Source organism: Nocardia sp. NPDC059154 (genome assembly GCF_042755705.1).
GTDB lineage: Bacteria > Actinomycetota > Actinomycetes > Mycobacteriales > Mycobacteriaceae > Nocardia.
In genome coordinates, this window is record NZ_JBHZCS010000009.1 from 1 (window position 1) to 26099 (window position 26099).

At 69.2% G+C, this 26099-nt stretch carries 26 protein-coding genes and 1 tRNA gene; 8 read left to right on the forward strand and 19 right to left on the reverse strand.

The window, feature by feature from the left end; genetic code table 11:
• The 8 genes from ACFXN1_RS10345 to ACFXN1_RS10380 all read right to left on the reverse strand — a co-directional run.
• Nucleotides 1-503, reverse strand: a 503-nt coding sequence (locus ACFXN1_RS10345) for a hypothetical protein (RefSeq protein ID WP_379463547.1), incomplete at its 3' end; no start/stop codon positions are given.
• On the reverse strand, nucleotides 500-1876 hold the full coding sequence (locus ACFXN1_RS10350; RefSeq protein WP_379463553.1) for an ArsA family ATPase: 1377 nt from the start codon (nucleotides 1874-1876) through the stop codon (nucleotides 500-502). The genes ACFXN1_RS10350 and ACFXN1_RS10345, both read right to left, overlap by 4 nt.
• Nucleotides 1873-2310 carry an SRPBCC family protein gene (locus ACFXN1_RS10355; RefSeq protein WP_379401633.1) on the reverse strand — a complete coding sequence of 146 codons (438 nt, stop codon included), beginning with the start codon at nucleotides 2308-2310 and terminating at the stop codon, nucleotides 1873-1875. The genes ACFXN1_RS10350 and ACFXN1_RS10355 overlap by 4 nt, the downstream gene beginning before the upstream one ends.
• A 19-nt stretch (nucleotides 2311-2329) precedes the next feature.
• Nucleotides 2330-2722: a polyketide cyclase / dehydrase and lipid transport gene (locus ACFXN1_RS10360; protein ID WP_364616259.1), complete on the reverse strand. Its 393-nt coding sequence runs from the start codon at nucleotides 2720-2722 to the stop codon at nucleotides 2330-2332.
• Nucleotides 2723-2851: 129 nt separating this feature from the next.
• On the reverse strand, nucleotides 2852-4006 hold the full coding sequence (locus tag ACFXN1_RS10365; RefSeq protein ID WP_379437036.1) for a glycosyltransferase family 4 protein: 1155 nt from the start codon (nucleotides 4004-4006) through the stop codon (nucleotides 2852-2854).
• Between the two features lie 74 nt (nucleotides 4007-4080).
• A complete protein-coding gene (locus ACFXN1_RS10370) occupies nucleotides 4081-5091 on the reverse strand; it encodes a peptidase MA family metallohydrolase (protein ID WP_379437034.1) in 1011 nt (336 codons plus the stop codon).
• Between the two features lie 111 nt (nucleotides 5092-5202).
• Entirely contained in the window at nucleotides 5203-6237 is a 1035-nt protein-coding gene (locus ACFXN1_RS10375) for an NlpC/P60 family protein (RefSeq protein ID WP_379437033.1), read from the reverse strand.
• A gap of 227 nt (nucleotides 6238-6464) precedes the next feature.
• Complete coding sequence (locus ACFXN1_RS10380) at nucleotides 6465-7079, reverse strand: C40 family peptidase (protein ID WP_379437031.1); 615 nt, start codon at nucleotides 7077-7079, stop codon at nucleotides 6465-6467.
• 671 nt (nucleotides 7080-7750) lie between these two features.
• On the opposite strand from ACFXN1_RS10380, the gene ACFXN1_RS10385 reads away from it, so the two are divergent.
• Nucleotides 7751-9490: a DEDD exonuclease domain-containing protein gene (locus ACFXN1_RS10385; protein WP_379437030.1), complete on the forward strand. Its 1740-nt coding sequence runs from the start codon at nucleotides 7751-7753 to the stop codon at nucleotides 9488-9490.
• Nucleotides 9491-9598: 108 nt separating this feature from the next.
• Complete coding sequence (locus ACFXN1_RS10390; RefSeq protein ID WP_379437028.1) at nucleotides 9599-10219, forward strand: class I SAM-dependent methyltransferase; 621 nt, start codon at nucleotides 9599-9601, stop codon at nucleotides 10217-10219.
• 79 nt (nucleotides 10220-10298) lie between these two features.
• On the opposite strand, the gene ACFXN1_RS10395 is transcribed toward ACFXN1_RS10390, so the two are convergent.
• The 5 genes from ACFXN1_RS10395 to ACFXN1_RS10415 form a co-directional block, all read right to left on the reverse strand.
• Nucleotides 10299-11258 (reverse strand): AraC family transcriptional regulator ligand-binding domain-containing protein, encoded by a 960-nt coding sequence (locus tag ACFXN1_RS10395; RefSeq protein WP_379437027.1) that lies wholly within the window; start codon nucleotides 11256-11258, stop codon nucleotides 10299-10301.
• A 113-nt stretch (nucleotides 11259-11371) separates the two neighbouring features.
• Complete coding sequence (locus ACFXN1_RS10400; RefSeq protein ID WP_379437025.1) at nucleotides 11372-12991, reverse strand: cytochrome bc complex cytochrome b subunit; 1620 nt, start codon at nucleotides 12989-12991, stop codon at nucleotides 11372-11374.
• Entirely contained in the window at nucleotides 12988-14136 is a 1149-nt protein-coding gene (locus tag ACFXN1_RS10405) for a ubiquinol-cytochrome c reductase iron-sulfur subunit (RefSeq protein WP_364616283.1), read from the reverse strand. The genes ACFXN1_RS10400 and ACFXN1_RS10405 overlap by 4 nt, the downstream gene beginning before the upstream one ends.
• The gene (locus tag ACFXN1_RS10410; protein WP_379437023.1) at nucleotides 14133-14993 is read right to left on the reverse strand and encodes a c-type cytochrome; all 861 of its coding nucleotides are present in this window, start codon (nucleotides 14991-14993) and stop codon (nucleotides 14133-14135) included. The genes ACFXN1_RS10405 and ACFXN1_RS10410 overlap by 4 nt, the downstream gene beginning before the upstream one ends.
• A gap of 82 nt (nucleotides 14994-15075) precedes the next feature.
• Nucleotides 15076-15687, reverse strand: a complete 612-nt coding sequence (locus tag ACFXN1_RS10415; RefSeq protein WP_083868641.1) for a heme-copper oxidase subunit III — start codon at nucleotides 15685-15687, stop codon at nucleotides 15076-15078.
• Nucleotides 15688-15856: 169 nt separating this feature from the next.
• Here ACFXN1_RS10415 and ACFXN1_RS10420 point away from each other — a divergent pair, with 169 nt between their 5' ends.
• A complete protein-coding gene (locus tag ACFXN1_RS10420) occupies nucleotides 15857-16279 on the forward strand; it encodes a hypothetical protein (protein ID WP_379437022.1) in 423 nt (140 codons plus the stop codon).
• Between the two features lie 68 nt (nucleotides 16280-16347).
• Nucleotides 16348-17403 carry an anthranilate phosphoribosyltransferase gene (gene trpD, locus ACFXN1_RS10425; RefSeq protein WP_379437020.1) on the forward strand — a complete coding sequence of 352 codons (1056 nt, stop codon included), beginning with the start codon at nucleotides 16348-16350 and terminating at the stop codon, nucleotides 17401-17403.
• A 12-nt stretch (nucleotides 17404-17415) separates the two neighbouring features.
• Here the strand turns inward: trpD and ACFXN1_RS10430 are convergent, their stop codons facing one another.
• A complete protein-coding gene (locus ACFXN1_RS10430) occupies nucleotides 17416-17970 on the reverse strand; it encodes a hypothetical protein (protein WP_379437019.1) in 555 nt (184 codons plus the stop codon).
• A gap of 105 nt (nucleotides 17971-18075) precedes the next feature.
• Between ACFXN1_RS10430 and ACFXN1_RS10435 the strand changes: the two genes are divergently transcribed.
• Nucleotides 18076-18384, forward strand: coding sequence for a hypothetical protein (locus tag ACFXN1_RS10435; RefSeq protein WP_379437017.1), 309 nt, complete (start codon nucleotides 18076-18078; stop codon nucleotides 18382-18384).
• 9 nt (nucleotides 18385-18393) lie between these two features.
• Here the strand turns inward: ACFXN1_RS10435 and ACFXN1_RS10440 are convergent, their stop codons facing one another.
• Nucleotides 18394-18669, reverse strand: coding sequence for an Lrp/AsnC family transcriptional regulator (locus ACFXN1_RS10440; RefSeq protein WP_379437016.1), 276 nt, complete (start codon nucleotides 18667-18669; stop codon nucleotides 18394-18396).
• A 66-nt stretch (nucleotides 18670-18735) separates the two neighbouring features.
• Entirely contained in the window at nucleotides 18736-19206 is a 471-nt protein-coding gene (locus tag ACFXN1_RS10445; protein WP_379437014.1) for a MarR family winged helix-turn-helix transcriptional regulator, read from the reverse strand.
• A gap of 86 nt (nucleotides 19207-19292) precedes the next feature.
• Between ACFXN1_RS10445 and ACFXN1_RS10450 the strand changes: the two genes are divergently transcribed.
• On the forward strand, nucleotides 19293-20144 hold the full coding sequence (locus ACFXN1_RS10450; RefSeq protein WP_379437012.1) for an NAD(P)H-binding protein: 852 nt from the start codon (nucleotides 19293-19295) through the stop codon (nucleotides 20142-20144).
• A gap of 46 nt (nucleotides 20145-20190) precedes the next feature.
• On the opposite strand, the gene ACFXN1_RS10455 is transcribed toward ACFXN1_RS10450, so the two are convergent.
• Together ACFXN1_RS10455 and ACFXN1_RS10460 are read right to left on the reverse strand one after the other, a co-directional pair.
• A tRNA-Asp gene (locus ACFXN1_RS10455) sits at nucleotides 20191-20265 on the reverse strand.
• A gap of 94 nt (nucleotides 20266-20359) precedes the next feature.
• Nucleotides 20360-23590 (reverse strand): BTAD domain-containing putative transcriptional regulator, encoded by a 3231-nt coding sequence (locus tag ACFXN1_RS10460; protein ID WP_379437011.1) that lies wholly within the window; start codon nucleotides 23588-23590, stop codon nucleotides 20360-20362.
• Between the two features lie 49 nt (nucleotides 23591-23639).
• Between ACFXN1_RS10460 and ACFXN1_RS10465 the strand changes: the two genes are divergently transcribed.
• Nucleotides 23640-24182 (forward strand): carboxymuconolactone decarboxylase family protein, encoded by a 543-nt coding sequence (locus ACFXN1_RS10465; RefSeq protein ID WP_379437009.1) that lies wholly within the window; start codon nucleotides 23640-23642, stop codon nucleotides 24180-24182.
• A gap of 336 nt (nucleotides 24183-24518) precedes the next feature.
• Here ACFXN1_RS10465 and ACFXN1_RS10470 read toward each other — a convergent pair whose 3' ends face one another.
• Entirely contained in the window at nucleotides 24519-24983 is a 465-nt protein-coding gene (locus ACFXN1_RS10470; protein WP_379437007.1) for a carboxymuconolactone decarboxylase family protein, read from the reverse strand.
• A gap of 299 nt (nucleotides 24984-25282) precedes the next feature.
• Between ACFXN1_RS10470 and ACFXN1_RS10475 the strand changes: the two genes are divergently transcribed.
• Nucleotides 25283-26047, forward strand: coding sequence for a YdcF family protein (locus ACFXN1_RS10475; RefSeq protein WP_379437006.1), 765 nt, complete (start codon nucleotides 25283-25285; stop codon nucleotides 26045-26047).
• Nucleotides 26048-26099: the final 52 nt, after the last annotated feature.

Consider the following 26099-nt stretch of genomic DNA (forward strand, 5'->3'; position numbering starts at 1 on the left):
CGTGCGAACACCGCGGCCAGGCCCGCAGCACCGTGCGGGTCGCCGGATTGCCCGCCGGCACGGGGGAATTCGCTCTCGTCGTCCGGGCCGACATCCCCGCGCGCGTCGGCGAACGGCAGATCACCTGCACCGGAGCCGGTTTCGGCGACGTGCGAAAAGTGATGCCAGGCTTGATATTCCGGCGATTCCGGATCCAGGTCCGGCGGGATCACCGGATCCACCGGCACACCGGCGAGCGCCTCGCGCAGCACGGTCACGATGGCGGTGCCGTGTTCGGCGATGGCCGCCACCACATCGTGGTGCTCGCCGCGCACGATGGCCGCGGCCGCGCACACGGGACACCAGCTGCAGCTGGACCATTCGGTGCGGCCGTCGGCGGCGGTGCGGCGCAGCACCGGTTCGACGCGCTCGAGGACGGCCTCGGCCAGCAGCCGTAGCTCCTCGGCGAATTCGCCGAGATTCTCGTCGGGGTAGCCGGGACGCGGGTGGTGCGTGGTGGTCATTTCGGCCAGACCTCAGGATCGGGCCGGAAACGGATCACCAGGTGGTCGCCGTCGAGCTCGGCGGCCTCGACCGTGCACCGTCGCAATACCGGGGCCAGCCGCAACCGCCGCCGGACCCCGTCCGCTCCCACGATCAAATCGTCCTCCACTCGTCCCAGCCGCAGGGTCGACGAATCGACCACCGGCAGATGCATGCGCATCGCGAACACCGAGTGCACGCCTGCCCCGGACTCGAGCCGCACCACCGGCTCGGCGGCAGTATTTGTCTCGGGGCCGGGCAGCACACTGTCCGCATCTGTGCCAAGCATAGGGACCGGACGCCCTCCCACCCAGTTACCACTCGCGTCCACCGCGTAGGACAGCGCGGCCAGCGAGCCGATCCCCACCGGTTCGGCTCCCGCATGCGCCACGACCTGCACCGGAACCCCGTGCAATCGCTTGCGCAGCTCCCCCGCCACATCGAGTTGCTCGCCGCGCCGGTTGAAGTACCACTGCACCGCCGGATGCGGCGGCTCGACCGGATCCGACGCGGGCATCTCCGGCAGCACCTTGTTCACCAGCACCGCGTCCAAGCGGATACCCAGCAGTGCCGCCGCCGACCGCACCCGCGCCGACTCGGCCACCGCGACCAGTTCCGCGGCGGTCACCAGGCGGGCGCCGGTGCGGGCCTGATCCGCCAGCAGGTCACGGGCTTCCGTCACCGCCTGCACGATCTGCTCGACGGTCACCGCGAGCACCGCCTTGCGGAAGTCCGCGCCGATCGCCTCCATCGTCCTGGCGTGCGCGGGCCACACCCGCTCCAGGTAACCGAGCACGGTGTCCGGCATGGTGACGATGCGCAGCATGTCCGCCGACGGCGGGCAGTCCACCACGATCACATCCCACCGCGCGTCGTTGGCGAACCGCGTGATCTCGAGCAGGGCCAGTAGTTCCTGCACCCCCGGCAGCCCGGTCAGCTCCGCGGGATCCAGTGCCCCCAGGTCGAATCCGTGCTCGTGCCCGGCCCCGGACGCCATCACCAGCACCTGCCGGAACCGATCCTCCAGCAGCGCAAGCGAATCCACCTCGATGACATCCAGCGCCGGCTCGGCGTCGGGGTCGCGGACGTCCGCGAAAGCCGGTGCCGGGCTGTGGAACATGGGGAGGGGCAGAGTGGCGACCGCGGGGGTCGCGCCGTGACGCAGGCGGTAGCCCAGGGCATCGCCGAGGGAGTGGGCCTGGTCCAGGGAGGCCAGCAGGACGCGGCGGCCGTTGCGGGCGTAGGCGAGTGCGGTGGCGCAGGCCAGGGTTGTTTTTCCGACACCGCCCTTGCCGATGAACAGCTCGACGCGGGTGGCGGGGTGCGGCGAGCGTTCGGTACCGCCGGCGGTCAGCCTTCGACCCGTTTCTTGAGTTCCTTGAGGGCGGTGTCGGTGATGACCTTCTCCGCTTTGCGTTTGAACATGCCGATCATCGGGATGTTCAGATCCACGGTCAGTTCGTAGACCACCTGGGTGGTGCCGTCGGGCAGCGCGATCAACTCGTAGGTGCCGTCCTGCGCCTTCTGCAGCTCACCCGAGACCAGGCTCCAGCTCACCGCGCGGCCGTCGGGCCGCCAGGTGTAGGAGAGGGTGTAGGTGTCCTTCACGACGCCGGCGTCCAGCACGAAGCGGGCGGTGCGGGCGCGGCCGTCCGGCAATTTGTCCAGCACCTCGACCGAGCGGGCCGCGGAGACCCATTCCGGATACGACTCCAGGTCGGCGATGACCGCCATCACTCGATCCGAGGGGGCGTCGATCACGATCGACCTCTGAGTTCGATCGGCCATGGGCGGCAACGCTTCCTTTCTAGTGAGCGGCCGCGGGAGCGACCCCGGCCTTGCGCCCCGCCTCGAGGCGGGCCTTGATCTCGAAGGACATGGCCTTGCCCGCGACGCGGCGAGTCCGGTTCAGGGCCAGCAGCTCACGCCCGGACATACCGCCGATGCCGCCGCGGGGTTCGGCGTGCATGAAGTAGTGCATGATGACGCCGTCCAGCATGGGCTCCAGCCAGACCTCCATGGTGCCGTCCGCACCACCGCTGACGGTCCAGCGAATTCCCTTGTCGCCCCGGTCTTCCCGGACCTCCAACTGCAGGTCGGGCCACCAGCGGCGCCAGCGGGCACGATCGGCCAGCACCTCGGCCACGGCCGTGCCCGGCGCGGCGACGAACGTCTGGTCGGCAACCTGGATACTGCTCACGGTGCCTATCTTGCCCTACGCTTCGCTCCGGGCGGGTTCGCGGCCCCGAAGTCTCGATTCTTCCCTCCTCCGCTCCTCCGCTTCGCTCCCCCGCTCCGTCGGTCCAGAATCGAGACGGCCGCGAACCCTTCAGTGTTGTCTCAGTGCGGTTTCTGTCGGATTCAGTAGATGTTGTAGTCGCGCGCCCATCAGGTCCCAGCGCCACTGCTGCTGCACCCAGGCGCGCCCGGCCGCGCCCATGTGGGCGGCGGCGTCCCGGTCGGAGAGGATGTCGACGATGGCGTCGGTGAGCTCTTCGGCGGAGCGGCCGTTCACCACCCGTCCGGTCTCACCCTCGCGCACGGTTTCCGGCGCGCCACCGGAATTGCCCGCCACCACCGGCACTCCCGTGGCGGAGGCCTCCAGGAACACGATGCCCAGGCCCTCGACGTCCAGGCCGAAACCACGGGTGCGGCAGGGCATGGCGAACACGTCGGCGATGGTGTGGTGGGCGGCGAGCTCGCCCGACGGGGCGCGCCCGGTGAAGACCACGTCATTGCCGAGGCCCATGACCTCGGCGAACTGCCGTAGCTTCTGCTCGTACGGCCCGCCGCCGACGATGACCAGCACCGCCCCGTCGACCCGCCTGCGAATCTCGAGCATGGCCGTGATCAGCATGTCCTGGCCCTTGCGCGGCACCAGCCGCGACAGGCACAGAATGGTCGGCCGGTCCCCCAGCCCGTAGCGGGCCCGCAGTTCGGCGCGGGCGGCCGGATCCGGCTTGAACACCTCCGAATCCACGGCGGGGGGCAGGTATTCGAGCGCGGCCTGCGCCCCGAACGCGGACGAGAACCGCCGCCGCGTGTATTTGCTGACATAGGTGACGACATCGGTGTGATCGCCGATGATCCGCAGCGCCTGCCGCGCCGCCGGCAGCATCGACCAGCCCACCTCGTGCCCGTGCGTGGACGCCAGGATCCGTTCCGCGCCCGCCTGGCGCAGTACCGGCGACAGCAGCGCCAGCGGCGCCGCCGCCCCGAACCACACCCGATCGCACTTCTCGTCGCGCATGAGCTTCTTGGCCCGCCGCGCCACCAGCGGCGTCGGCAGCATCAGCGTCGTCGGATGCCGCACCACCTGAAAGGGCTGCTGCGCATCGAACTTCCAGTGACTGTCGCCCCGCCACCGGGGCGCGTACACCACCAGCTCGTCGGCGGGCAGCTGCCGGGCGAGCGCATGCAGATACGACTGAATCCCACCCGGTCGCGGCGGGAAATCATTGGTAACCAGCAGAGTTCGCCCCATGCCCTCAAACCTACTGCACCCGGGGCCCGCACTCTCCCCACCCCGAAACCTCGCACCCCCCGGGCCTCCGAGTGCTACGCGCCTTCGGCGGTGCGGGTGATGAGCCAGGCGCGCCAATCGGTGACGAGGTCCTGGTAGCCGGTGCCGAGGGTGGCGCGCAGGGCGGTGTCGACGGCGGCGCGGTCCTTCGGGCCCGACGCCAGTTGGCGGTAGAGGGCGACGAGTTTCGGGTCGCCGTAGCGGTCGGCGATGAAAGCGCAGACGGACCAGCCCTGTTCGTAGGCCAGGGAGGCTTGTCCGCTGGTGGGCTCGAACATCGCGTCCGGCGGAAGGTCGGTGGGGAGGTCACCGGCGCGGGCGCGGGTGGTGAGGGTGGGGGCGATCTCGGTGATGGGCCGGCGCAGGTTGCGATGGGCCGAATACTCGGCGAAGCCCTCGAGCGTCCACATCGGGGAGCCGTCGACGGTGACCGCGCGCGAGGCCATGTGGGTGAGTTCGTGCCGCAGCACCGAGCGCAGGCCGTCGGGTCCCAGGCGGCGTCCGGCGTCGGGTCCGAAAACCACGCGCTGGCCGGTCAGTTGGGCGCCGGGGCGGAAGGGGTCGGCGACGGTCGAGGCCGCGACCTCGGCGGGCACGTCACCGGTGGCGTGGGTGAGGGCGGCGAATTCGGAGACGCTGGACGCCACCACCACGACGGGGGCCTGATTCCAGTCCGAACCCCACAGCGCGGTGACCGCGGCCGTGCTTGCCGCGAGTTCGCCTGCCAGCACATCGATATCGGCGCGCTGCCCGGAATGACCGAGCACGACACCGATCCGCCCCGACCCGGTCGCCGTTGTCTCGGCGACCACCTTGCCGTAGCCCTCCATGGTCCGTTTCACCAGCGGCACCTGCGGATCGGAGGCGGTCACCTGACCCGAGTCCTGCCCGGGCGCCACCGCACGCAGCTTGGGCAGCACCGAGTTCGGCAGCATGAGCAGCGCCCCACAGGCCGCGGTCAGCGCGCTGACCATGACCAGGGTGGCGACGAACTGGAACCGCCGCCGCGCCGCCAGCCAACCGCGCATCTGCCGCAGAGCGCTCATCGCCACCTCGTCGTGATCATGCTCTGCACATCGGGCATGGGTGGGGACCCTACGTGGTTACGCAAGCTGCCTCCTCCGGGTCCTGACCACTCATGCCGGGTCCGCGAGAGCTCAGAACCGGCGCGCCGAATGGAACGGTGTGGAGCTCATCGGCGCGACCTGAACCGGTACGCCGAAAGTGGAAGCGTGCAGCATCAATCCGTTGCCGGCGTAGATGCCCACATGCGAGATATCAGAGTAGAAGAAGACGACGTCGCCGGGCTGGAGGTCCTTCTCGTCGACCGGCGTGCCGTAGCTGGACTGCTGCTGGCTGGTGCGCGGCACGCTCTTGCCGACCTGGTGAAAGGCCCACTGCACCAGGCCGGAGCAGTCGAACTGGTCGGGACCGGTGGCGCCCCAGACGTAGGGATCGCCGACGCGGGTGAGTCCCGCGGCCAGCGCGCTGGTGCCGGAACCGGGCACCAGGCCCCGGAGCAGGCTGTCGCGATCGAAGCCGGGCGGGAACATGGAGCCCGCGAGCGCGGACTTGTCACCGGCGGAGAGCTGACCCCAGGCGGCGATCACCTGAGCCATGGATCCTTGCAGCGCAGCACGTTTGGATTCCAGGTCCTTGCGGACCGCGTCGGCGGCGGCACTGACGGCGCGCGCGGTGTCGGCGGCGGAGCGGGCGGCGGCCTCGGCGACCGATGCCGCGTCGGTGGCCTGCTCGTACTGGCCCAGTTGATCATTCGTGCGCGCGCCCACGAAGTCCACGATGGACATCTGGTCGAGCAGCTGCTGTGGCGAATTGCTGACCAGTAGTGAAGTGAGCCGGTTGGTACGGCTGCCGAGCAGCGCGGAGGTCGCGGCCCGATCGATGACCGGTTGGTAGCGACGGATTTCCGCCTTGGCCGCGTCCAGGGTGGCGGCCGCGTCGGCGGCCCGCTGGTCGGCGACGCCGGCGGCGGCGGCCTTGGTGTCCAGATCGGACTGCGCGTCGAGCGCCTGCTGATTGAGCTGTTCGGATTGCCGCGACAGGTCGATGAGCCGCTGCACTGCTTCCCCAGCAGATGCCGGTGCGGAGGCCGGATCGGCTGTCGCGGGTCCGAGGCCCAGGGTGCCGTAGGTGCCGACCATGAGTGCGCCTACCGTGAGGGCTTCACCCACCAGTCGCCTGGTTCGCTGACTGTGTGTCCGATGATGTCGCTGCTGCGCTGCCACCGTTGGTGTCGTCCCGTTCTCTTACCCCGAGCCGGTTCAGAAGGTCTCGATAAGATTACGAAACGGCGACCGCTTGTGTCCAGCAGGCCACGGAATCATCACGGTCACCGCCTCTTCCGCAGGTCGGCCGCCTGCGGTCGGCTACAGGGAAGACTCCCCGGTCGAGCAGTGGATCAGATGCGGCGCGCGCCCGCGAACGGCATCGAGGAGATCGGGGCGACCTTCACCGGCTGACCGGAGGTGGACGCGTGCACCACATTGCCGTCGCCGACGTAGATGCCGGAGTGGCTGCCGCCGTAGAACGACACCACGTCGCCGGGCTCCAGATCGTCGTACGACACCGGGCTGCCGGTATTGAGCTGCTCATAGCTGGTGCGCGGCAGGCTGACTCCGGCCTGTGCGTAGGACCACTGCACCAGACCGGAGCAGTCGAAGGCGTCCGGGCCGGCGGCGCCGTAGACGTAGGGGTCGCCGACGCGGCTCAGGGCGGCGTTGACCGCGGCCTGACGCGGGCCGCTCTGGGGTCCGGGGGCGGCCGGGCCCCACGGGGTGATGATGCCGGGGATGGCGGGGATGTTCACCGGGAGGCCCGGGATGCCGGCGGGGAGCTGGATCTGGTCGGGCACGTCGATGGTGCCGACCGGAGTGTTCACGGGTTGGGCCGACGCGGGGGTCGCGGGCAGCAGCAGCGCGCTCACCGCGGCGGCGCCGACGGCACCGGCCGCAGCGGCACGACGCGCAGTGCGCTGCATGCCCCGGACCTGTCGCTTGACGGTGGTGGTCGCCATGATGAGGTACTTCCAATCTCCCCCGCGACGCCGCACCGGGTGGTGCGTCGGACTCCGCGAGGTCTCAGGAAGATTACGAGTCAATAACGGTGCTTTGTAAAGCCGAGACGGTCGGCCCGTCACTCGAAATTGTTACGCGCCCCTATTTCGGTGCGATAAACGTCACAGCAATCACGAAACGATAACAGCGGCCATTTTCCCGAGAGCGCACCAATAGCTACCGACGAGTAGCCAGCGCTCGCCCGAGGCCCTCCCGACCTCGACAAATTACGCATAACACAAGGTCAGAGCCATAACCCCCGACCTGGGCGATTTCGACACGCCCACGCGACACGCCCGACCGCAGGACAGCGGGGCGGCACACCCCGGAGGCCGGTGCGAACCGACCACCCCCACATCGGTGATTGATTCACTTTCCGAATAACTGTGACCCTGGCCACAATCTCGCATATTTCCGCAATTCGGGGATTTCATCTCGAGAATCTCCACCACATATTCAGAGCTTTCCCCAGGTCGCGCGGAGCAACTCCCAGGGCCCTGCCCGAGTTCCCGGCCCGACCTGCGAAAAGTGCCGGATCACGCGTTCCCGGAGACGGTCACGACCCTCCGGAGCTGCGGTGAATGCCTTGGCGGGGAAAGGTTGTCGGACCCTGCGCCTAGGCTTCCCGTCCGTGTCCGGACAGCTGGCCTTCGACGAGCTCGAAACCCCGCTCTATGACACGACGTTCGTGGTGGTGGACCTGGAGACGACCGGCACCAGCCCCGAGGGCGACTCGATCACCGAGATCGGCGCGGTGAAGGTGCGCGGTGGTGAGGTGCTCGGCGAGTTCGCGACCCTGGTGAATCCCGGCTGCACGATTCCGCCGCAGATCGTGCAGATCACCGGGATCACGACCGCCATGGTGGTGGACGCGCCGCGCATCGAGCAGGTGCTGCCCGGGTTTCTGGACTTCGCGCGCGGTGCGGTGCTGGTCGCCCACAATGCCCGCTTCGATACCGGATTTCTGAAGGCCGCCGCGGCCCGGTGCGAATTGCCCTGGCCCGCTTTCCAAACGCTGTGCACGGTTCAGCTGGCGCGGCGGGTGCTCGGCAAGGACGAAGCGCCCTCGGCCAAGCTCTGGTACCTGGCCCAGCTGCTGGGCGCCGAGACCCGGCCCACGCACCGCGCCCTCGACGACGCCCGCGCCACGGTGGACGTGCTGCACGCGCTCATCGCCCGGGTGGGCAATCAGGGGGTGCAGAGTCTCACCGAGCTGCTCGACTATCTGCCCGAGGTGACACGCCGCCAACGCGCGAAACGTGTGATGGCGGCGGATCTTCCGGCCACGCCGGGGGTGTATCTGTTCCGCGGTCCGTCGGACGAAGTCCTCTATATAGGGACGGCGGTGAATCTGCGCCGTCGTGTCCGCACCTACTTCACCGGTTCCGACACCCGCCCGCGCATGCGCGAGATGGTGCAGCTGGCCACCCGGGTCGACCATGTCGAGTGCTCGCACGGCCTGGAGGCAGGTGTGCGGGAGCTGCGGCTGCTGCTCGCCCACACCCCGCCCTACAACCGGCGATCGAAGTTCCCGCAACGCGCCTGGTGGCTGACGCTGACCGACGAGCCGTTCCCGCGGTTCGCGGTCTCGCGCACCCCGGCCCGGGACGCGCTGGGCCCGTTCACCTCTCGCGCCGACGCTCTGGAGATCGCCGCGACCGTCGCCGAGCAGGCGGGCCTGCGCACCTGCACCACCCGCATCCCGCGCACCGGCCGCCATGATTGCCCGCCGGCGGTGGTCGGCGGTTGCCCCGCGAGCGCCCACAGCAGCCCCCTATATATAGAGGAGTACGAGCGAGCTCCGGCCATGGTCCGCGCCCTGTTCGCGGGCGCCGACGACGCCCTGCTGCACGCGATTGCCGAGCGGCTCGAAAGCCTTTCCACCGCAGAACATTTCGAGGCCGCAGCCCGGCTGCGGGATCGCACCGTGACGGTGATCCGCGCCCTGCGCCGCACCCAGCGCCTGGCCGCCCTGGCGGCCATCCCGGAACTGATAGCTGCCCGCCCCGACGGTGCGGGTGGCTGGGAGTTCGCGATCATCCGCCACGCCCGCCTCGCCGCCGCGGGTACCGCCGTGCGCGGCATCTCCCCCATGGCGGTGGTGGACCGCCTGGCGGCCGCCGCCGAAACCGTCATCCCGCCCCGACTCTCCGGACCGGACGACGAGCCCGCCTATCCCCCACTGCGCGGGGCACTTCCGGAGGAGGCGGGCCTGCTGGTCCGCTGGCTCGAACAGTCCGGCACCCGCATCGTCCGCACCACCGAGGGCTACGGCGAACCCCGCCACGGTGCGGGCGCCTGGCTCGACTGGGTCGCCCGCGCCGAAGCCGCCGCCCAGATCACCACCCCGGATCGGTCCCCGCCGGGCTGATGACCGGCGCGGTGAAAACGCGCAGCTTCGAGGCCATTCCGGGGTAGGTGCGGATGTGAGTACCGGAACGTGCGGGCGGCGGGAGCGGCGCGCTGCCAGAATGGCGGGATGTATGTGCCAGATGCGGAGCGCTGGAATCACAACATCGAGTACCACCCCCTGCTGGCGGCGGCGGTCGCGGGGGCGCGGGATGTGCTGGATGTCGGATGTGGGGAAGGCATGCTGGCCAGGCGGATTCGGCGGGGCGGGGCCGCAGTGACCGGGATCGATCCCGATGCGCGGAGTATCGGGCTGGCCCGGGACCAGTCCGGGGTGGACGACATCACCTATCTCCAGGCGGATTTCCTCGAGTACCCCTTCGAGCCGGAGTCGTTCGACGGGATCGTGTCCATCGCGGCCCTGCACCACATGGACACCGTCAAGGCGCTCACCCGGATGCGGGAGCTGCTGCGGCCCGGCGGGACCCTGGCCGTGGTGGGCATGGCGCGCAACGACTTTCCGGCGGATCTACCGTGGGAGGCCGCCGCCCTGCTCACCAGTTTCAAGGATCGGCTGTTCCGGGCGCAGTGGGCGCACCCCTCGCCGGTGGTGTGGCCGCCACCGCAAACCTATGCCGAGACGCGGCGGACGGCCGCCGAGATCTTGCCGGGTGTGCGCTACCGACGGCACGTACTGTGGCGGTTCTCACTGGTGTGGACCAGGCCGAATCCGGATGCGCCGCAGGGTTAGCCGCCGAAGTGGGAGGTCGGCGCCGACCGCGAGTGCGGCACGTCGGCAGGAACGCAACCGCGCACTGTCGGAGCGATCGCTAGCGCGGGATGTCGTGAGTGCGGCCGGGTTGGGCGCCCGGGCGCCCTCGGTAACCGGGGCCGAAGACGGGCTGGGCAGGTGCACCGACCATGCGGGCGACGGTCTCGGCGGTGAGTCCGAGGTCGAGGAGTTCGGCGGCGAGCTGCTGCCGGATCTGATCGACCAGGCCGCGAAAGCTGATGTGCTGGTCGGCGAGTCGGCGGTGCAGGCCGCGTTCGGAGAGTGAGAGTTCCCGGGCGACCTCGGCGAGCGACGGCGCGGTCGCGGGCGTCCGCAGCAGCGCTCGGCGCACCTGCGCTGCCGGACCGGTGTGTCGATGCCGGCGGTCCAGTGCCAGCTCGCACTGCTGGATGCACAGCGCACCGGTGTGCGCGTCCGGCGGCCGGGCGGGCTGATCGAGCACCTCGGGCGGCACGGTGAACCTGCCTCGGCCGGGCTCGAATTCGAGGCCGAGCAGCACATCGGTGTCCGAGACCAGCGCCGATACCAGCGTGCAGGCGGCCGTCAGATCGCGGGCCAGCAGGAACGCCCGCACTTCGCCGCGCACCTCCCCGTCCCCGGCTGCGACCGCCAGCCCCGCCCGGGTCTCGGTGAACGACGGCCCGAACCGGACGGAGGTCACCGCGAAGTACCGGGGCAGCAGCCGGATCGCCTCCCGCACGGTCGGACTCGTCATCATGGCGTAGCCCACGATCCCCGCGCCGGGGAGCGCGTACCGCCGCCCGGTCGCGGCCCCCAGCTCGGCCGGGTCTCCCCCGTGCGCGATCAGATTCCGGATGACCCGCAGTTCCTGGCCCGACCGCACCTGTGCGCCAGGTTCTTCCAGGTCACTGCCGCGCAGCCCCGTCCCGGCCAGGCAGGCCGAGGCCGGAATCCCCTGTGCCCGACCGGTCTCCACCGCATAGCGGGTCGCCACCGCGGGCCGGGCGACCGCCCGTCGATCCGGCTGGACAGCCATAGTCCGGAAGCTAACAGGTCCCGGTCACCTTGTCATCCGATCGGCCGAGTCCCGGGAACGGGGAAGGCCCCGAGTCGAATTCGACTCGGGGCCTTCCCGTGTGACGGCGACGATCAGTGCTCGTGCTTGCCGGCGGCGGCGTTCTGCGCCTCCTCCAGCACCTCGAGCATCTTGTGCTCTTCCTCGTGGGCGACGGCGACCAGGTCCGCCTGCTCCGACGCGGGGTCGGCGCGCAGGAAGGAGCCGGTGCCGGGCTTGCCCGCGGATCCCAGCTTGACCATCTTCTTGGGCACCGGGGCGCCCTGGTACTCCAGCGGGATCGGGTGGCCGTGCGAGTCGACCGGGCCCAGCGGCTGGTGCACCTCGATGTACTCACCGTGCGGAAGCCGCTTGATGACACCGGTTTCGATGCCGTGCTCGAGCACCGCACGGTCACTGCGCTGCAGGCCGATGCAGAACCGGTACGCGACGAAGTACGCGAGCGGCGGAGCCAGCAGCAGCGCGATGCGGAAGAACCAGGTCGTCGCGTTCAGCGAAATGTCGAACTTGAGCGACAGGATGTCGTTCACACACGCCAGGGTCAGCACCATGTAGAACGCGATGGCCATGGCACCGATGGCGGTGCGGACCGGCACGTCGCGCGGACGCTGCAGCAGGTTGTGGCGGGCGGTGTCGCCGGTGAGACGCTTCTCGATCCACGGGTAGGCGATCAGCACACCGAACACCGCACCCATGATCAGCGCGACCCAGAACGGCGCCGGGACCGTGTAGCGGCCCAGGTACAGCTCCCACGGCGGCATGAGACGCGCCATGCCGTCGGTCCACATCATGTAGAAGTCCGGCTGCGAACCCGCCGAGACCTGAGACGGGTTGTAGGGACCCAGGTTCCAGATCGGGTTGATCTGGAAGACGCCACCCATGATGGCGACGACGCCCAGGGTGAAGGCGAAGAACGCACCCTGGTCGGCGGCGAACACCGGGATGATGCGAGCGCCGACGACGTTCTTCTCGGTGCGGCCCGGTCCGGGGAACTGGGTGTGCTTCTGGTACCACACCAGCGCGACGTGCGCGGCGATGAGCGCCAGGATGATGCCCGGCAGCAGCAGCACGTGCGCGATGTACAGACGCGGAATGATGATGGTGCCCGGGAAGTCACCGCCGAAGATCAGCCAGTGCATCCAGGTGCCGATGACCGGGATGCCCATGGTGATACCACCGAAGGCGGCGCGCAGACCGGTGCCGGAGAGCAGGTCGTCCGGGATCGAGTAGCCGAAGAAGCCCTCGAACATGGCCAGGATGAGCAGCAGCGAGCCGATCACCCAGTTGGCCTCACGCGGCTTGCGGAAAGCGCCGGTGAAGAAGATGCGGAACAGGTGGATGATGATCGACGACGCGAACAGCAGCGCCGCCCAGTGGTGCACCTGGCGCACGAACAGACCGCCGCGCACCTCGAAGGAGATGTTCAGCGCGGTCTCGTAGGCCCGCGACATGGTGACACCGCGCAGGGGCTGGTAGGCGCCCTGGTAGACGGTCTCCGACATGGACGGGTCGAAGTACAGCGTCAGGTAGATACCCGACAGCAGCAGGATGATGAACGCGTACAGCGCGATCTCACCGAGCAGGAACGACCAGTGGGTCGGGAAGACCTTGTTGATCGATCGCTTGGCGAACGCCGCGAGGCGGTAGCGCTCGTCCATCTCGTTGGCCTGGACGGCCACTTTGCTAGGGCTCATGAACGACGCTCCCAGTAGGCCGGGCCGAGGGGCTCGATGAAGTCGTGCTGGGCGACCAGGTAGCCATCGGCGTTGACGGTGATCGGCAGCTGCGGCAGCGCACGCGCGGCGGGACCGAAGACCGGCTTACCCCATTCGGTCGCGGAGAACTGCGACTGGTGGCAGGGGCACAGGATCCGGTTGGTCTGCTGCTCGAACAGCGAGGTGGGGCAGCCGAGGTGGGTGCAGATCTTCGAGTAGGCGAAGTAGTCGCCGAAGTTGAAGCTCTCCTGACCCTTGCGCTTGATGGCGTGCTCGGCATCGTGGGTGCGCAAGCGAATCAGCATGACCGCGTTGCGGATACCGCGCAGCGATTCCAGCGTCTTGTGCTCGTCACCGCGCCAGGATTCCTTCCAGGGGAAGACGGTCTCCATGGCACCGGCGTCCAGATCCTCCGGCTTGACCAGGACGATGTCCTCGGGGCGGCCGGTGTCGCGACGCAGATAGATGGTCTCGCCCGGGTAGTCCGGGGTCCAGCCCGAGACCCACAGCGGCGACTTGTCGCGCTTGGCCCACGGGTTCTTGATCATGCCGCCGACGAAGACGAGCAGCGCGCCGACGCCCATGACGCCCACGCCCAGGCCCGCGGTGCGGGTGATGAGCTTGCGGCGGCCCAGGGTCGAGGTCTCGGCGGCGTCCTGCAGCTGCGCGACCAGGGTGCGCCGGTCGACCTCCTTGGACGCGCCGTCGTGGCGGTCCTGGATGGAGATCTCGGCGGGGATGAAGTGCTTGCGGATCAGCACCACCGCGACGCCGACGGCCAGCACGGCGATGCCGAGGGTGAGGCCGTAGAGCGGGGTGGTCAGCGTGTACATGCCGTTGCCGTCCTGGTGACGGCCCTTGTACTCCCAGGGCCAGAACAGGAAGACACCGATCAGCGCGGCACCCGCGAGCGCGGAGATGCCGAACCAGAGCGCCACCCGGCGCTCGGCGCGCTTCTCGGCCCGGGTACCCGGGACCGGCCAGCGCGGGGCACGGTAGGCGACGTCGACGCCGTCCAGCTCGGTGCCGAGCTTGACCAGCTCGTCCCGCGACATGGCGTCGAGCTGCTCATCGGTGGGTTCGGTGGGGTTGTCCCCCATGCTGTTTCGCTCCTGTTCACTCATGACCGGGAACCGATCCACATCGCGGAGCCGACCAGGACCACGATGCCGACGACCCAGATGGCCAGGCCCTCGGTCGCGGGACCGAAGCCGCCGAGGCCGTAGCCGCCCTCGGACGGGGTCTCCATGCGGTCCTTGATGTAGGCGACGATGTCCTTCTTCTCGTCCGGCGTCAGCTGCCGGTCGGAGAACCGGGGCATGTTCTGCGGGCCGGTCAGCATGGCCAGGTAGAGCTGCTGCTCGGTGGCCTCTTCCAGCGGCGGCGCGAACTTGCCGGACGACAGCGCGCCACCCTTGCCGGTGAAGTTGTGGCAGGAGGCGCAGTTCATGCGGAACAGCTCGCCACCGCGGCCGAGGTCGCGGTCCTCGACGATGGACTCCTGCGCGATCTCGCCGTTGCTGTCGCGCAGCACGGTCGGACCGCCGCCCTGGGACTGGACGTACGCGCCGAGCGCGTCGGTCTGGTGCGCGTCGAACTTCGGGGGCTTGCGCTGGATCTGCGCCTCGTTGCGGGCAGCGGGCATACGACCGGTGGAAACCTGGAAGTAGACCGCGGCCTCACCGACGCCGATCAGGCTGGGGCCGCGATCCTGGACACCCTGCAGGTTGGCACCGTGGCAGGTGACGCAGGAGGTGTCGTAGATCTGCTTGCCCTCGCGGATCAGCGCGGACTGGTCCTCTTTCGCGGTGGCGACCTGAGCCTGCGGGGTCAGGGCCGACGCCGCGAAGCCGGCTCCGACGAGGCCCATCAGGAGGACCAGACCGCCGGCCAGCTTCCGGCGCATCCGGCGCTGCTTGCGGATCTTGGTGGCCTGGCCGATCCCCTCGGGATCTGGCGCTGACGGGGGAGATGAACTCATCTGTGTCCCTTTGGAGTAGACGGAACCGACTTGTACAAGTTTTTGGGTTGCCGACGCGGGCTGGGCCTCGGCACGTCCGGCACTAGCGGACGAAGTAGATCGTGGCGAAGAGGCCGATCCAGACGATGTCGACGAAGTGCCAGTAGTAGGAGACGACGATCGCCGCCGTGGCCTGCGCCGGGGTGAACTTGCTGAGCTTGGTGCGGATCAGCAGGAACACGAACGCGATGAGACCGCCAATGACGTGCAGACCGTGGAAGCCCGTGGTGATGAAGAACACCGAGCCGTACACGCTGCTGGAGATCGAGGTGCCCTCCGAGTACAGGGCGTGGTACTCGGTGGCCTGGCCACCGACGAAGAACGCACCCATCAGGAAGGTCAGCAGGTACCAGCGGCGCAGGCCGAAGACGTCACCCTTCTCCGCCGCGAACACGCCCATCTGGCATGTGAAGGAGGAGGCGATCAGCACCGCGGTCACCGGCACGGCGAGCTTCATGTTCAGCTCGGTCGGCTCCGGCGGCCAGTTTCCGTGCGCCTGCGCGCGAGCAACGAAGTACATGGCGAACAAGCCGGCGAAGAACATCAGCTCGCTCGACAGCCAGATGATGGTACCGACGCTGACCATGTTGGGCCGGTTCAGCGAATGCACACGCTGGGTAATGGCCGATCCTGGGGTCCCTACTGCGGTCGTCACGCCGGTAAGTATGACTTGTCGTAGTACGACAGGCGTAGGCGGGTACGAAACTTTGTCGTACGTGTCGGAAAGCCCAGGGCGAGCGCTCGTCTGGCAGGGCTCTCGGCGTGTCCCGGATGAGCCTAGATTGCGCAGGTAAGAGGAAGCTGAGCCCTGTGGAGAGGGATGTATGAGCGTGAAATCGTGGTGGCGGCGGATAGCCGGACGCGGCGGGGCAACGGAACTGGACCCGACGCGACCGGATCTGGTGGTGGTGGCATCGAGTTTCGATGACGCCGAAGCCTGTTCGGCGGCCCTGGGCAAGGCTCTGCAGTGGACATCGGACGATCCAGTAGTCCTCCGGCACCACCTCCGGGTTCCTGCCGACCGCGTCGGTGAGGTGCAAGTCATCGCCGCGCAGATCGGCTATGACACGGCCTCGGTGGACGCGTCCGACCCCGCGAGCCTGGTGCTGCAGCGCGTGCAGGTGCTCGACGCCCTGCACTGCTCCCAGGAGCGTTCCCGCATGGCGGGAATCGCCCATCGCTACGACGGCCATGTCCTCGGCTGGGATGCCCTCCAGCCCGCCGCCGGTCCTGGCGGAAAGAACTAGCCCCGCACACTAGGCTTGCCCCAACAACACTGGTGTCCGGCGTGGACCGGCAACGGGAAGAGAAGGCAATGAGCGCGCGCAGCTGGAGAGAAATTCTCGGCATCCTCACCGACGGCAACGATCTGTCCTCGGATGAGGCCGCGTGGGCGATGAACGAGATCTTCTCCGACAACGCCACCTCCGCGCAGATCGCGGCCTTCGGCGTGGCCCTGAAGATGAAGGGCCCGACCCCGACCGAGCTGAGCGGCCTGGCCACCGGCATGCTCTCGCACGCGAGGCGGGTGCCATTCGAGGGCGCGGCGGTGGATATCGTCGGTACCGGCGGCGACCGCTCGGGCAGCGTGAACATCTCCACCATGTCCTCGATCGTGGTGGCGGCCAGCGGGATTCCGGTGATCAAGCACGGCAACCGGGCGGCCTCGTCCAAGAGCGGCGGCGCGGACGTGCTGGAGGCGCTGGGCGTGAAGATCGCGCTCGGGCCGGAATCGGTGGCCGAGTGCGTGCGGCAGACCGGCATCGGGTTCTGCTTCGCGCCGGTGTTCCATCCCTCGCTGCGGTTCGCGAGTCAGGCGCGCGGTGAGATCGGGATTCCGACGGTCTTCAATATCCTGGGCCCGCTGACCAATCCGGCCCAGCCCAGCACGGGCCTGATCGGCTGCGCTTTCCCGGATCTGGTGGCGGTCATCGCGGGTGTGTTCGCCGAACGCGGCGCCTCGGCGCTGGTGGTCCGCGGCAACGACGGCCTGGACGAGATCACCACCGCCGACACCACCGATGTGTGGGTGGTATCGGGCGGCCGGTTGCACGAAACCACCATCGACCCAACGAAACTGGGCATCGAGCGGGTGGATCCGTCGGCGCTGCGCGGCGGCGACGCGACGATGAACGCGGAGATCGCGCGCGCTATATTCGCCGGCGACCCGGGCCCGGTGCGGGACGCGGTGCTGCTGAATTCGGCGGCGGCGCTGGTGGCATTCGAGCTGTCCGCCGCGGAGGTGGACGACGATCTGCACACCAAGCTGGCCGCGGCATTGAAGCGGGTGGCCGAGACCGTGGATTCGGGTGCGGCCTCGGCCCTGCTGGATCGCTGGGTCACCGTCTCCAACGGGCTCGGCGCGAACTGATCCCGTGCGGCTTCAGGCCCCCGGTTCGGCCACGGAGTCCACGGCCTGTTTGAAACGGCTCATGGCATCGAAACTCTTGATGCCAGGGGCGGTTTCGACCGAGCTGGAGACGTCGACGCCGAACGGCCGATGGGTCGTGACCACCTCGGCGACATTGTCGGGGCTGAGACCACCGGCCAGCACCACCTGTCCGGGCACCTTCTCCAGCCAGTCCGGGAATTCGGCGAAGACGCCCGATCCGGTGCTGGCGTCGTAGAAGAAGTATTCGCAGACCTGTTCCGGGGTAGGTGCGGCGGCCGAGCAGTAGGCCAGATTCGGCAGGTCGGTCCAGTTGTAGAGCTGGATGACGTCGAAGTCGCCGATCACCTCGGCGACCTCGGTCCGGTTGAACGCCACCACGAACGAGCGGATCCGGCCGCGCGCGTACGCCGCCAGCTCACGCGCCCGGGCGGGCTCGACATACCGCTTGCTCTTGGCCGTGCCGACCACGCCGATGGCCGAGTAGCCGAGCTCGACGGCCCAGTCGATCTGTTCCTCGGTGGTGAGCCCGCACACCTTCACGAACATGGTTCCTGCCCTCTCATGGAAGAATTCCTCCGAGTGTCCTGAGAGTTCGGGTCACCCAGCTGTGTGTTTGCCGTTCGGTCCCCGAGGCGGCGTTACAGTTTCGACATGCGATACGGAGTGGTGCTACCCGGCCTGGTGGCCGTGTTCCTGGGCATCGGCATTCCGGTGAGCGCCGCTCACTGGACTCACGACGAGACCGCCGATCCCGGCACCCTCAGTGTGGACGGCCGTAGCTACGGCATTCCGGGCGACTGCGTGACCATCCGCAGTGTGCCGCGCCGGCTCAGTGTCGACAATGAAACCGCCCTGCGCGCCCAGGTGTATCTGTTCCCCGGCTGCAAGGGCGGCGTCACCCACACCATCGAGCCCGGTCACACCGGCACCGCGCTGGGCGCGTCCGTGCAGACCCGCTGACCCGGCCGGCTATTCGCCGATCGAGAAGCCGGCCTCCACGTCCGCGCGCGAGTAGGACTTGAACGCGATGTGGGTGGCCGTGCGCAGCACGCCCGGCGTCTTGTTGATCCGGCCGGTGACCACGTCGGCGATCTGCTCGTGGTCGCGCACCCGGACCACGGCGATCAGGTCCACATCCCCCGCGCACGAATAGACCTCGGCCACCCCCTTGATGTCGGCCAGTTCCTGCGCGGTCTCCGGAATCCGATCCGGTTCGGCAGAGATCAACACGATCGCGGTAATCATGTGCCCAACTCTAGGTGATGGCCGGGACGGCAGCGCCGGTCCGGGATCGAACGGCACAGGTCCGGGTCAGTCCGGGATCGAGTCGGTGTGGTCGAGCGGTTCGGCGAGGAGGTCGGCGGCGGCGCGGTGGATCTTCTCCAGCGCCGACATCAGGTGGCGGCGCTCGGCGTCGGTGAGGTCGGCGGTCACCTTGTCGGACAGGGTCTTCCGGTCGGCTTCGACGGGGTCGCGGAGGTCGCGGCCGCGGTCGGTGAGCCAGAGCCGGACCAGGCGATTGTCCTTGTCGTCGCGGCGGCGGGTGAGCAGGCCGGCGGCGGCCATGCGGGTGGCCATCTTGACGACGGTCGGCGTGGTGACGTTCAGCACGGCCGCCATCTCCCCCGGTGTGCGGCCGTCCTGTTCCCACAGCACGGCCAGCACGTGATTCTGGCCGAGGTGCAGGCCGAGGCGGCGCATATCGCGATCGGCCAAGGCGCGCAGGGCTTTCGAGGTGCGGCCGTGCAGGTCCAGGAAGTCGGCTGAGCCTGGGGAAGACATGAGGCCTCCGGTCGGGTGCGAGTATTGACCGTCGATCGTTAGCCGTCTAACGTTTTTCGATAGACGGCTAACGATCTGGAGATGTCATGCTACTGCTGACCGGAGCGACCGGGAACATCGGCCGCGAACTCACCCGCATCCTCGACGCCAACGACCTCGATTTCCGTGCCCTGGTGCGTGATCCGGCACGGGCCACGACCCTGCCCACGCGTGCGGAGACCTGCCCGGGCGACCTCGACGATCCGGCGAGCCTGGACCGGGCCATGACCGGAGTCACCGGCCTGTTCGTGCTGGTCCCGGGCATCGGGCTGGACCACACCCGCAACCTGCTGCAGGCCGCCGCCAGGGCGGGAGTGAGTCGGATCGTCATGATTTCCTCCGCCCACGTGCTGGTCGAACCACTGCCCGCAATGGGCAGCTGGCACCACGAGCGCGAGAATCTGGTGCGCGCCAGCGGAATTCCGTGCACGATCCTGCGTCCGGGCGGGTACATGTCCAATGCCCTGGAGTGGATTCCGGCGTTGCGGGCGGGCGACCCGATCCTCGACCCCTCCGGTCCGGGCCGCTTCGCCCCGATCGATCCCGCCGATATCGCCGAGGTGGCGGCCCGCTGCCTCACCGAGCCCGGCCACGCCGGGGCGGCCTATCACCTCACCGGGCCGGAGAGCCTGACCGTCGGCGAGCAGGTCGCGATCCTCGCCCGAATCCTGGCCCGCGACATCAAGATTCGTGAGGCCGCGACGCCGGAGGAGGCGGTGGCGGCCCGCTTCCCGAACGGCGCTCCCCCGCCGCTGGCCGCGGCGATCGTGGCGGGCTTCGCCCTCATGCGCGCCGACACTGTGGGCGCGCGCACCGGCACCGTGACCGAACTGCTCGGCCGCCCGCCGCGCACCTTCGCCGAATGGTGTGCGGCCCACCGCGCCGCCTTCGAGGGCTGATCGAGCCTTCGAGGGCTGACGGACTGCACCCGGCTGACATCACCTGCACCAGTGGCGGGATTCGAACCCGCGGTTTCTTCCTTGACGGGGAAGCGAGGACTCCGGACTCCTCCACACCGGCTGGACCACCCCACGACCTGCGCGCCAGGGCGTCGGTGGCGACGATGACAGTAATGACACGTCGTGGAGAGCGGTACCGAATTTCCGCGGCGGGGTCAGCCGAGCTCGGCGAGGAGGGCGCGGGCGTCGTCGGCCTCGGGAACCTCGAGTTCCTCGAAAAGGGCCAGCGCCCTGACGGAATGGTCGCGAGCGGCGGGAGTCTGCCCGAGCGCGCGGTGGGACTGGGCCAGGCCGAGCAGAGCGCGGGCCTCCTCGGCGCGGTCGCCGAGATCGCGGCAGACCGTGACCGCGGCGGTGAAGTCGGCCACGGCGGCGGCGGGATCGTCCAGCGCGAGGGCGATCTCGCCGAGACCGTTGAGGGCCTCGGCCTCCTCGCTGCGGAAGCGGAGTTCCCGGCACAGGTCGAGGGCGCGGCGGTGCCGGCGGCGCGCCTCGTCGGGGCGGTCCTCGCCGAGATGCACCGGGCCGAGGTTGTTGAGCACGACTATTTCCCCTGTACGGGAACCCAATTCGCGGTAGAGGCGTAGGGCTTCACTGAGCCGCTCACGAGCTTCGGGGTAGCGCTCCAAGCGCTCGCTGACGGTGCCGAGGCTGGTGAGGCAGGCCGCCTCACCAGCACGGTCGCCGAACTCGCGGAACAGGGCCAACCCCTGCCGATAGTGCTCCCCGGCCCGCTCGATGTCGCGCTGCCAGAAGACATACCCGAACACGTAATGGGCCCGGGCCTCCGCCCGCCCATCCCCGACTGCGCGGGCCGCGTCGAGGGCCTGCTCACCGTAGTCGTGCGCCTCGTCCAGCCGCCCGAATCGCCAGGCGATCCAAGCCAGGTCGCTGCACGCCCGGGACTGCGCGGCCAGGTCCCCATCGCGGCGGCTACTCCGCAACGCCCGCGTGTGCATGGTGCGCGCCGCACCGTAGTGGCCGTTCCCATCGAGGTAGGCGTGCAGACTGCGTGCCAGCCGCGCCGTGTAACCGGGCCGCGCGGCCTCCTCCGGCGCAATGCAGATGGCCACCAGGTTGATGCGTTCCGCATCGAGCCACTCGATGGCCTCCGCCGACTCCTCGAAGGTCAGCGCCGATCTATCGAACGACTGCGCCCCAGCCGAATCCAGCGCCCCGACGGACTCCCGCGCCGGTGCGAACTCGGATGCACCGGTGAAGTCCGCTGCTCCAGTGAACTCCGATGCTCCGGTCGATTGCGATGCTGCAGTGGATTCCGAAGCTCTGGCGAACTCCGGTGCGGCGTGGGAGCCGTCGGGGAAGAGTAGTCGGACGGCCTGAGCGGCGGTGTCCTGGTAGTAGCGGTAGAGGGATTCGACTGCGGCGGAGCGGGTTTCAGCGGATTCCTCGTTCGCCGCGGTGGTACGTGCGTGCTGACGGACCAGGTCGTGCATGGTGTAGCGGCCGGGGCGCAGCTGGGTCAGGACGTGCGCGTCGAGCAGGCGCTCGAGGTGGTGCTCGGCCTCGGCGACGGTGAGGCCGGTGAGGGCCGCGGCGGCGTGCGGTTCGATATCGCGCGCGGGGTTGAGCCCGAGCAGCCGGAACATGCGCTGCTCAGCGGGTTCCAGCTGCTGATAGGACAGCGCGAAGGCCGAGGCCACCCCGCGTTCCGGTGTGGCCAGCTCGGTGAGCCGCCGTCGTTGATCCCGCAGCCGCCCGGCCAGGTATTCGACGGTCCACTGAGGCCGGTGCGCGAGCCGCGCGGCCGCGATGCGAATGGCCAGCGGCAGGAATCCGCACAGCTGCAGTACATCCAGCGCCGCCAGCGGTTCCGCGTCCGCCCGCTCCCCCACGATGGCCCGGAACAGCTCGACGGCATCGGCCGCCGCCAGCAGCTCCATCGACAGCGATTGCGCGCCATCCAGATCCAGCAGCCGTCGCCGGCTGGTCACGATCACCCGGTGTGCCCCGCCTCCGGCCAGCAGCGGCCGCACCTGAGCGGTGTCGACCGCATTGTCGAGCACCACGATCACCCGCCGGTCCCGCACTCTGGCCCGCCACAGCGCCGCCCGTTCCGCCTCCCCCGATGGAATGGCGTCGTCGGACACGCCCAGCTGACGCAGCAAGGCCCCCAGCGCGATTCCGATATCCAGCGGCTCCCGCCCCGGCGTATGACCCTGCAGGTCGATGAACAATTGCCCGTCCGGAAACTGCCCCGCCACCGCGTGCGCCAAATGCACTGCGAGCGCGGTCTTCCCGACCCCCGCCATGCCGTCGAGGACCGCCACCCCGGCGGCCTCCCCGGTCAGCCAGCCCTGCAGCCGCTCGATATCCCCGGCCCGTCCCGTGAAATCAGGAACGTCGTACGGCAGGAAGTTGACCACCTGCCCCGCGGCGGGCAACGTGCTCGCTGCGGGATCGGCAGCCGGATCGATCCTGTCCACTAGTGGGCGCGACGTCGCTTCGAATCGGGCGGCGTCCACGCCGATGCGGCCCGCGCCGAGATCCAGAGCCTCCGAATGCTGCTGCGCGGGAGCATCATTCGCACGGTGGCCGACGACCGGGTGCGCACCGAACGACCCCGGCTGGTCCGGGCGGTAGTCGAGGGCGGGGTCGCGACAGAGGATGGCCTGTTCGAGGTCGGCGAAAGCGGGGCTGGGGTCGAGGCCCTGATCGTCGGCGAGGCGGCTGCGGAAGGCGCGGGCGGCGGTGAGGGCGTCGGGCTGGCGACCGGCGCGATGCAGGGCGAGCACGAGGTGGGCGGTGAGCTTCTCGCGCAAGGGGTTCGCGGCGAGGTGGGCGGGGAGTTCGTCGATGAGATCGTCGTGGCGGCCCAGGGCGAGGTCGAGTTCGGCGAGCTGTTCGACGGCGCGCAGGCGGCGGTCCTCGAGGCGGGCGCGGGCGTCGGGGGCGAAGTCGGCCTTGACGTCGGCGAGGGGCTGACCGCGCCAGAGCCGCAGGGCGGCGCGCAGGCGGGTGGCAGCGGCGGCCGGATGGGTGGCGGATTCGCGGGTGGCCGTGGCGGTTTCGGCGCCGAAGACGTCGAGGTCGAGCTGACCGGGCGCGGGCTGGATGAGGTAGCCGTTGGCGCGGGTGTGCAGGAGGTCGGCGATGCCCGCGGTGCGCAGCACCTTGCGGACGGCGGTGATGGCGTGGTGGATCTGGGAGCGCGCGGTGTCGGGCGGGGTGGGTCCCCACAGCGCGTCGGTGAGCTGGTCGACCGTGACCACGGTGCGGGCGTTCAGCAACAGGTGCGCCAGCACCGCGCGGTGGCGGGGCGCGAGTCCGGGTACGACCCGCTCGTCCACCGTCACACCGACCGGTCCGAGCACCGTCAGTCCTACTGTCACCCGCACATCCACCATGAGCCGCTGTTCGTTCGGCACATCGCCGATGTACAGCGAATCTATCAACGCCGCGGCCGATTCTCGAACGATGTCAGGATTGCCGCTACTGGAGCCGGAGGATGCGTCCGCCGCCACCGCCGCCCTCTTCACCGAGGCGCAGCAAGCCTTCGGCATCACCGCGAACCTGACCAAGGCCATGGCCAACAGTCCCTCGGCCCTGCGCGGCTATCTGGATCTGTCGGATGCCCTGCGGCACGGCCGGATTCCGCCCGCCACCCGCGAGCGCCTCGCGCTGCTGGTGGCCCAGCACAATCGCAGTGACTACGAGCTGTCGGCCCATACCTATCGCGGCGCCAAGGTCACCGGCCTGCCCGCGGAGGAGACGATCCGCGCCCGGCAGGCCGCGTCCACGGACCCGGAAGCCGAAGCGGCCCTGGCCTTCGCGCAGGCCCTGCTGGTCCACAACGGCACCGTCACCGACGCCGATCTGCGCACCGCCCAGGACGCCGGCCTGGCCCCGGACCTCCTGGTGGAGATCATCGCCCACGTGGCGCTGAACGTCTTCACCACCTACGTGACGACGGCGGGCCGAGTCGCGATCGACTGGCCGCTGGTCCGCCACAACGACTAGCCGCCCGGTCTCGACGATCGAGGGGCGGGACCGGAATCCACCCGACCGCGGCGCTTCCGAGCCGAGACTCCACCGGGGAACGCGGACCGGAATGAGAGCGGGCAGTTGCACCGTATCGAGAACCCGAGCCGGGCAAGCTCGATCGGCCGGACGGGCAGGCGGGTTGGCCGCCTGTCCTGGAAGCTCGGGCCCGGCAGCCGAATCGCGGGATCGGTTGCGCGGCCCGAACGCCGAGTGGCACACCGCCGCGGGGATTCGACCGATTCCCCTCGGTGGTGTGCCACTCGAGGAATGTCTACCCTTGCGCCCCAATGCGATTGGGGCGCGGGCAGGTGGTCACCACTGGCCGGGGACGTACTGGCCGCCCAGCTGGCCGGAGATGACGTTCAGGCGGTTCCAGGCGTTGATGGTGGCGATGAGGGAGATCAGCGCGCCGATCTGGTCGTCGTCGTAGTTCTTGCGAACCAGGGCCCAGGTGTCCTCGGAGATGCCGCCGCCGTCCGCGAGGCGGGTGCCCTCGTCGGTGAGGGCGAGGGCCGCGCGCTCCGGCTCGGTGAAGACGGTGGATTCCCTCCAGGCGGCGACCATGGCCAGGCGGACCGCGGTCTCGCCGGCGTGGGCGGCGTCCTTGGTGTGCATGTCCAGGCACATGCCGCAGCCGTTGATCTGCGAGGCGCGGATCTTCACCAGTTCCTGGGTGGCCTTGGGCAGGCTGGACTCGTCGACGACGCGGGCGGCGGTGACGAGGCGCTTGTTGAACTTGGCGGCGACTTCGTTCTCGTACAGGGCGAAGCGGGTCATTGTTCTCTCTTTTCTCTGTGTCGTTCGTTGCCTTCGTCAGGTTGACGACGCGGCCCACGCGGGTGTGACATCGGGTTCGATGTGATGCCGGTCACACCATCCGGAGCGGTCCGACCGGTCGCGCCGACCTCACGACAATGCCGGTCCGGCTTGATATTTCCGCTGTTCGGACACTGTCTCGCGACGATGTGAATCTTGATTTCGCGAAATCGCCTCCATGGAAGTGGATCCGGCGCGATCATGATTCGGACGATTGTGAACCGACCGGTAGTCACATCCCGGCTACCTAGGGGGTTGCGATGCTCGACGCAGGCAGACATCGGAGAATCTCACCCAGCGGTCAATGGCAAGGAGTCCGCCCCCAACTGGGGCGCGTTCGGCCCGGCCGCCATCACCGGAGGACATCGAATCAGTTCCGCACCAAGGCCATCCAGGCCCTGCTGCCCGGCGCGACCGTCATCGCACTGGCGACGGCCGCCGCCCCGGCCCACGCCGACGCTCCGCCGCAGCCGGTACAGATCGATTCCATCGCCGGGCTCTCCCAGAACATGCTGGCGGCCATCAACGCGTTGCAGACCTTCAATATCCCCGGCATGGACCTGCCGGGCGTGAACCTGCCCGCGCTGTTCACCCCGGACACCGCGATCGTGGTGCTCGGTTACGGTCTGCAGCCCGACGGCTCGATGCGCCCGGAGCTCATGGCCCGGCTCTACGCCGGCTACGTCTCGGCCCTGCTCTCGCCGCAGGCCCCGGTCATCGTGACCGGCGGCAATCCGCAGAACGGGGTGACCGAGGCGGACGCCATGGCGGACTGGCTGGTCGAGCGCGGTATCGACCGCACCCGCATTCATACCGAGACCAAGGCGAATTCGACGGTCCAGAACGCGGCGTTCTCGGCGCAGCTGATGGACGCCATCGGCGCGCACGCGGCGATCCTGATCACCTCGGCGAACCATATCGCCCGGGCGCTGATGAATTTCCAAGCGGCCGGGATCTCGGTGGTGGCGACCATGACGCCGGACGCCGCCCCGCTGTCGGCGGTGCCGTTCGGACCACGCGGCTAGCCCGCGGCACACCGCCGGTCCGCGAAAAGCCGGGGCCCGTCGATCGATTCGA

Bases quoted from the DNA above. Each gene is read 5' to 3' on its own strand.
- ACFXN1_RS10450 (WP_379437012.1), top strand. From the start codon at position 19,293: ATGCTACTGCTGACCGGAGCGACCGGGAACATCGGCCGCGAACTCACC.
- ACFXN1_RS10475 (WP_379437006.1), top strand. From the start codon at position 25,283: ATGCTCGACGCAGGCAGACATCGGAGAATCTCACCCAGCGGTCAATGG.
- ACFXN1_RS10380 (WP_379437031.1), bottom strand. From the start codon at position 7,079: ATGGCGACCACCACCGTCAAGCGACAGGTCCGGGGCATGCAGCGCACT.
- ACFXN1_RS10405 (WP_364616283.1), bottom strand. From the start codon at position 14,136: ATGAGTGAACAGGAGCGAAACAGCATGGGGGACAACCCCACCGAACCC.
- ACFXN1_RS10435 (WP_379437017.1), top strand. From the start codon at position 18,076: ATGCGATACGGAGTGGTGCTACCCGGCCTGGTGGCCGTGTTCCTGGGC.
- ACFXN1_RS10370 (WP_379437034.1), bottom strand. From the start codon at position 5,091: ATGAGCGCTCTGCGGCAGATGCGCGGTTGGCTGGCGGCGCGGCGGCGG.
- ACFXN1_RS10365 (WP_379437036.1), bottom strand. From the start codon at position 4,006: ATGGGGCGAACTCTGCTGGTTACCAATGATTTCCCGCCGCGACCGGGT.
- ACFXN1_RS10465 (WP_379437009.1), top strand. From the start codon at position 23,640: ATGTCAGGATTGCCGCTACTGGAGCCGGAGGATGCGTCCGCCGCCACC.
- ACFXN1_RS10420 (WP_379437022.1), top strand. From the start codon at position 15,857: ATGAGCGTGAAATCGTGGTGGCGGCGGATAGCCGGACGCGGCGGGGCA.
- trpD (WP_379437020.1), top strand. From the start codon at position 16,348: ATGAGCGCGCGCAGCTGGAGAGAAATTCTCGGCATCCTCACCGACGGC.
- ACFXN1_RS10470 (WP_379437007.1), bottom strand. From the start codon at position 24,983: ATGACCCGCTTCGCCCTGTACGAGAACGAAGTCGCCGCCAAGTTCAAC.
- ACFXN1_RS10400 (WP_379437025.1), bottom strand. From the start codon at position 12,991: ATGAGCCCTAGCAAAGTGGCCGTCCAGGCCAACGAGATGGACGAGCGC.
- ACFXN1_RS10355 (WP_379401633.1), bottom strand. From the start codon at position 2,310: ATGGCCGATCGAACTCAGAGGTCGATCGTGATCGACGCCCCCTCGGAT.
- ACFXN1_RS10410 (WP_379437023.1), bottom strand. From the start codon at position 14,993: ATGAGTTCATCTCCCCCGTCAGCGCCAGATCCCGAGGGGATCGGCCAG.
- ACFXN1_RS10430 (WP_379437019.1), bottom strand. From the start codon at position 17,970: ATGTTCGTGAAGGTGTGCGGGCTCACCACCGAGGAACAGATCGACTGG.
- ACFXN1_RS10440 (WP_379437016.1), bottom strand. From the start codon at position 18,669: ATGATTACCGCGATCGTGTTGATCTCTGCCGAACCGGATCGGATTCCG.
- ACFXN1_RS10445 (WP_379437014.1), bottom strand. From the start codon at position 19,206: ATGTCTTCCCCAGGCTCAGCCGACTTCCTGGACCTGCACGGCCGCACC.
- ACFXN1_RS10390 (WP_379437028.1), top strand. From the start codon at position 9,599: ATGTATGTGCCAGATGCGGAGCGCTGGAATCACAACATCGAGTACCAC.
- ACFXN1_RS10395 (WP_379437027.1), bottom strand. From the start codon at position 11,258: ATGGCTGTCCAGCCGGATCGACGGGCGGTCGCCCGGCCCGCGGTGGCG.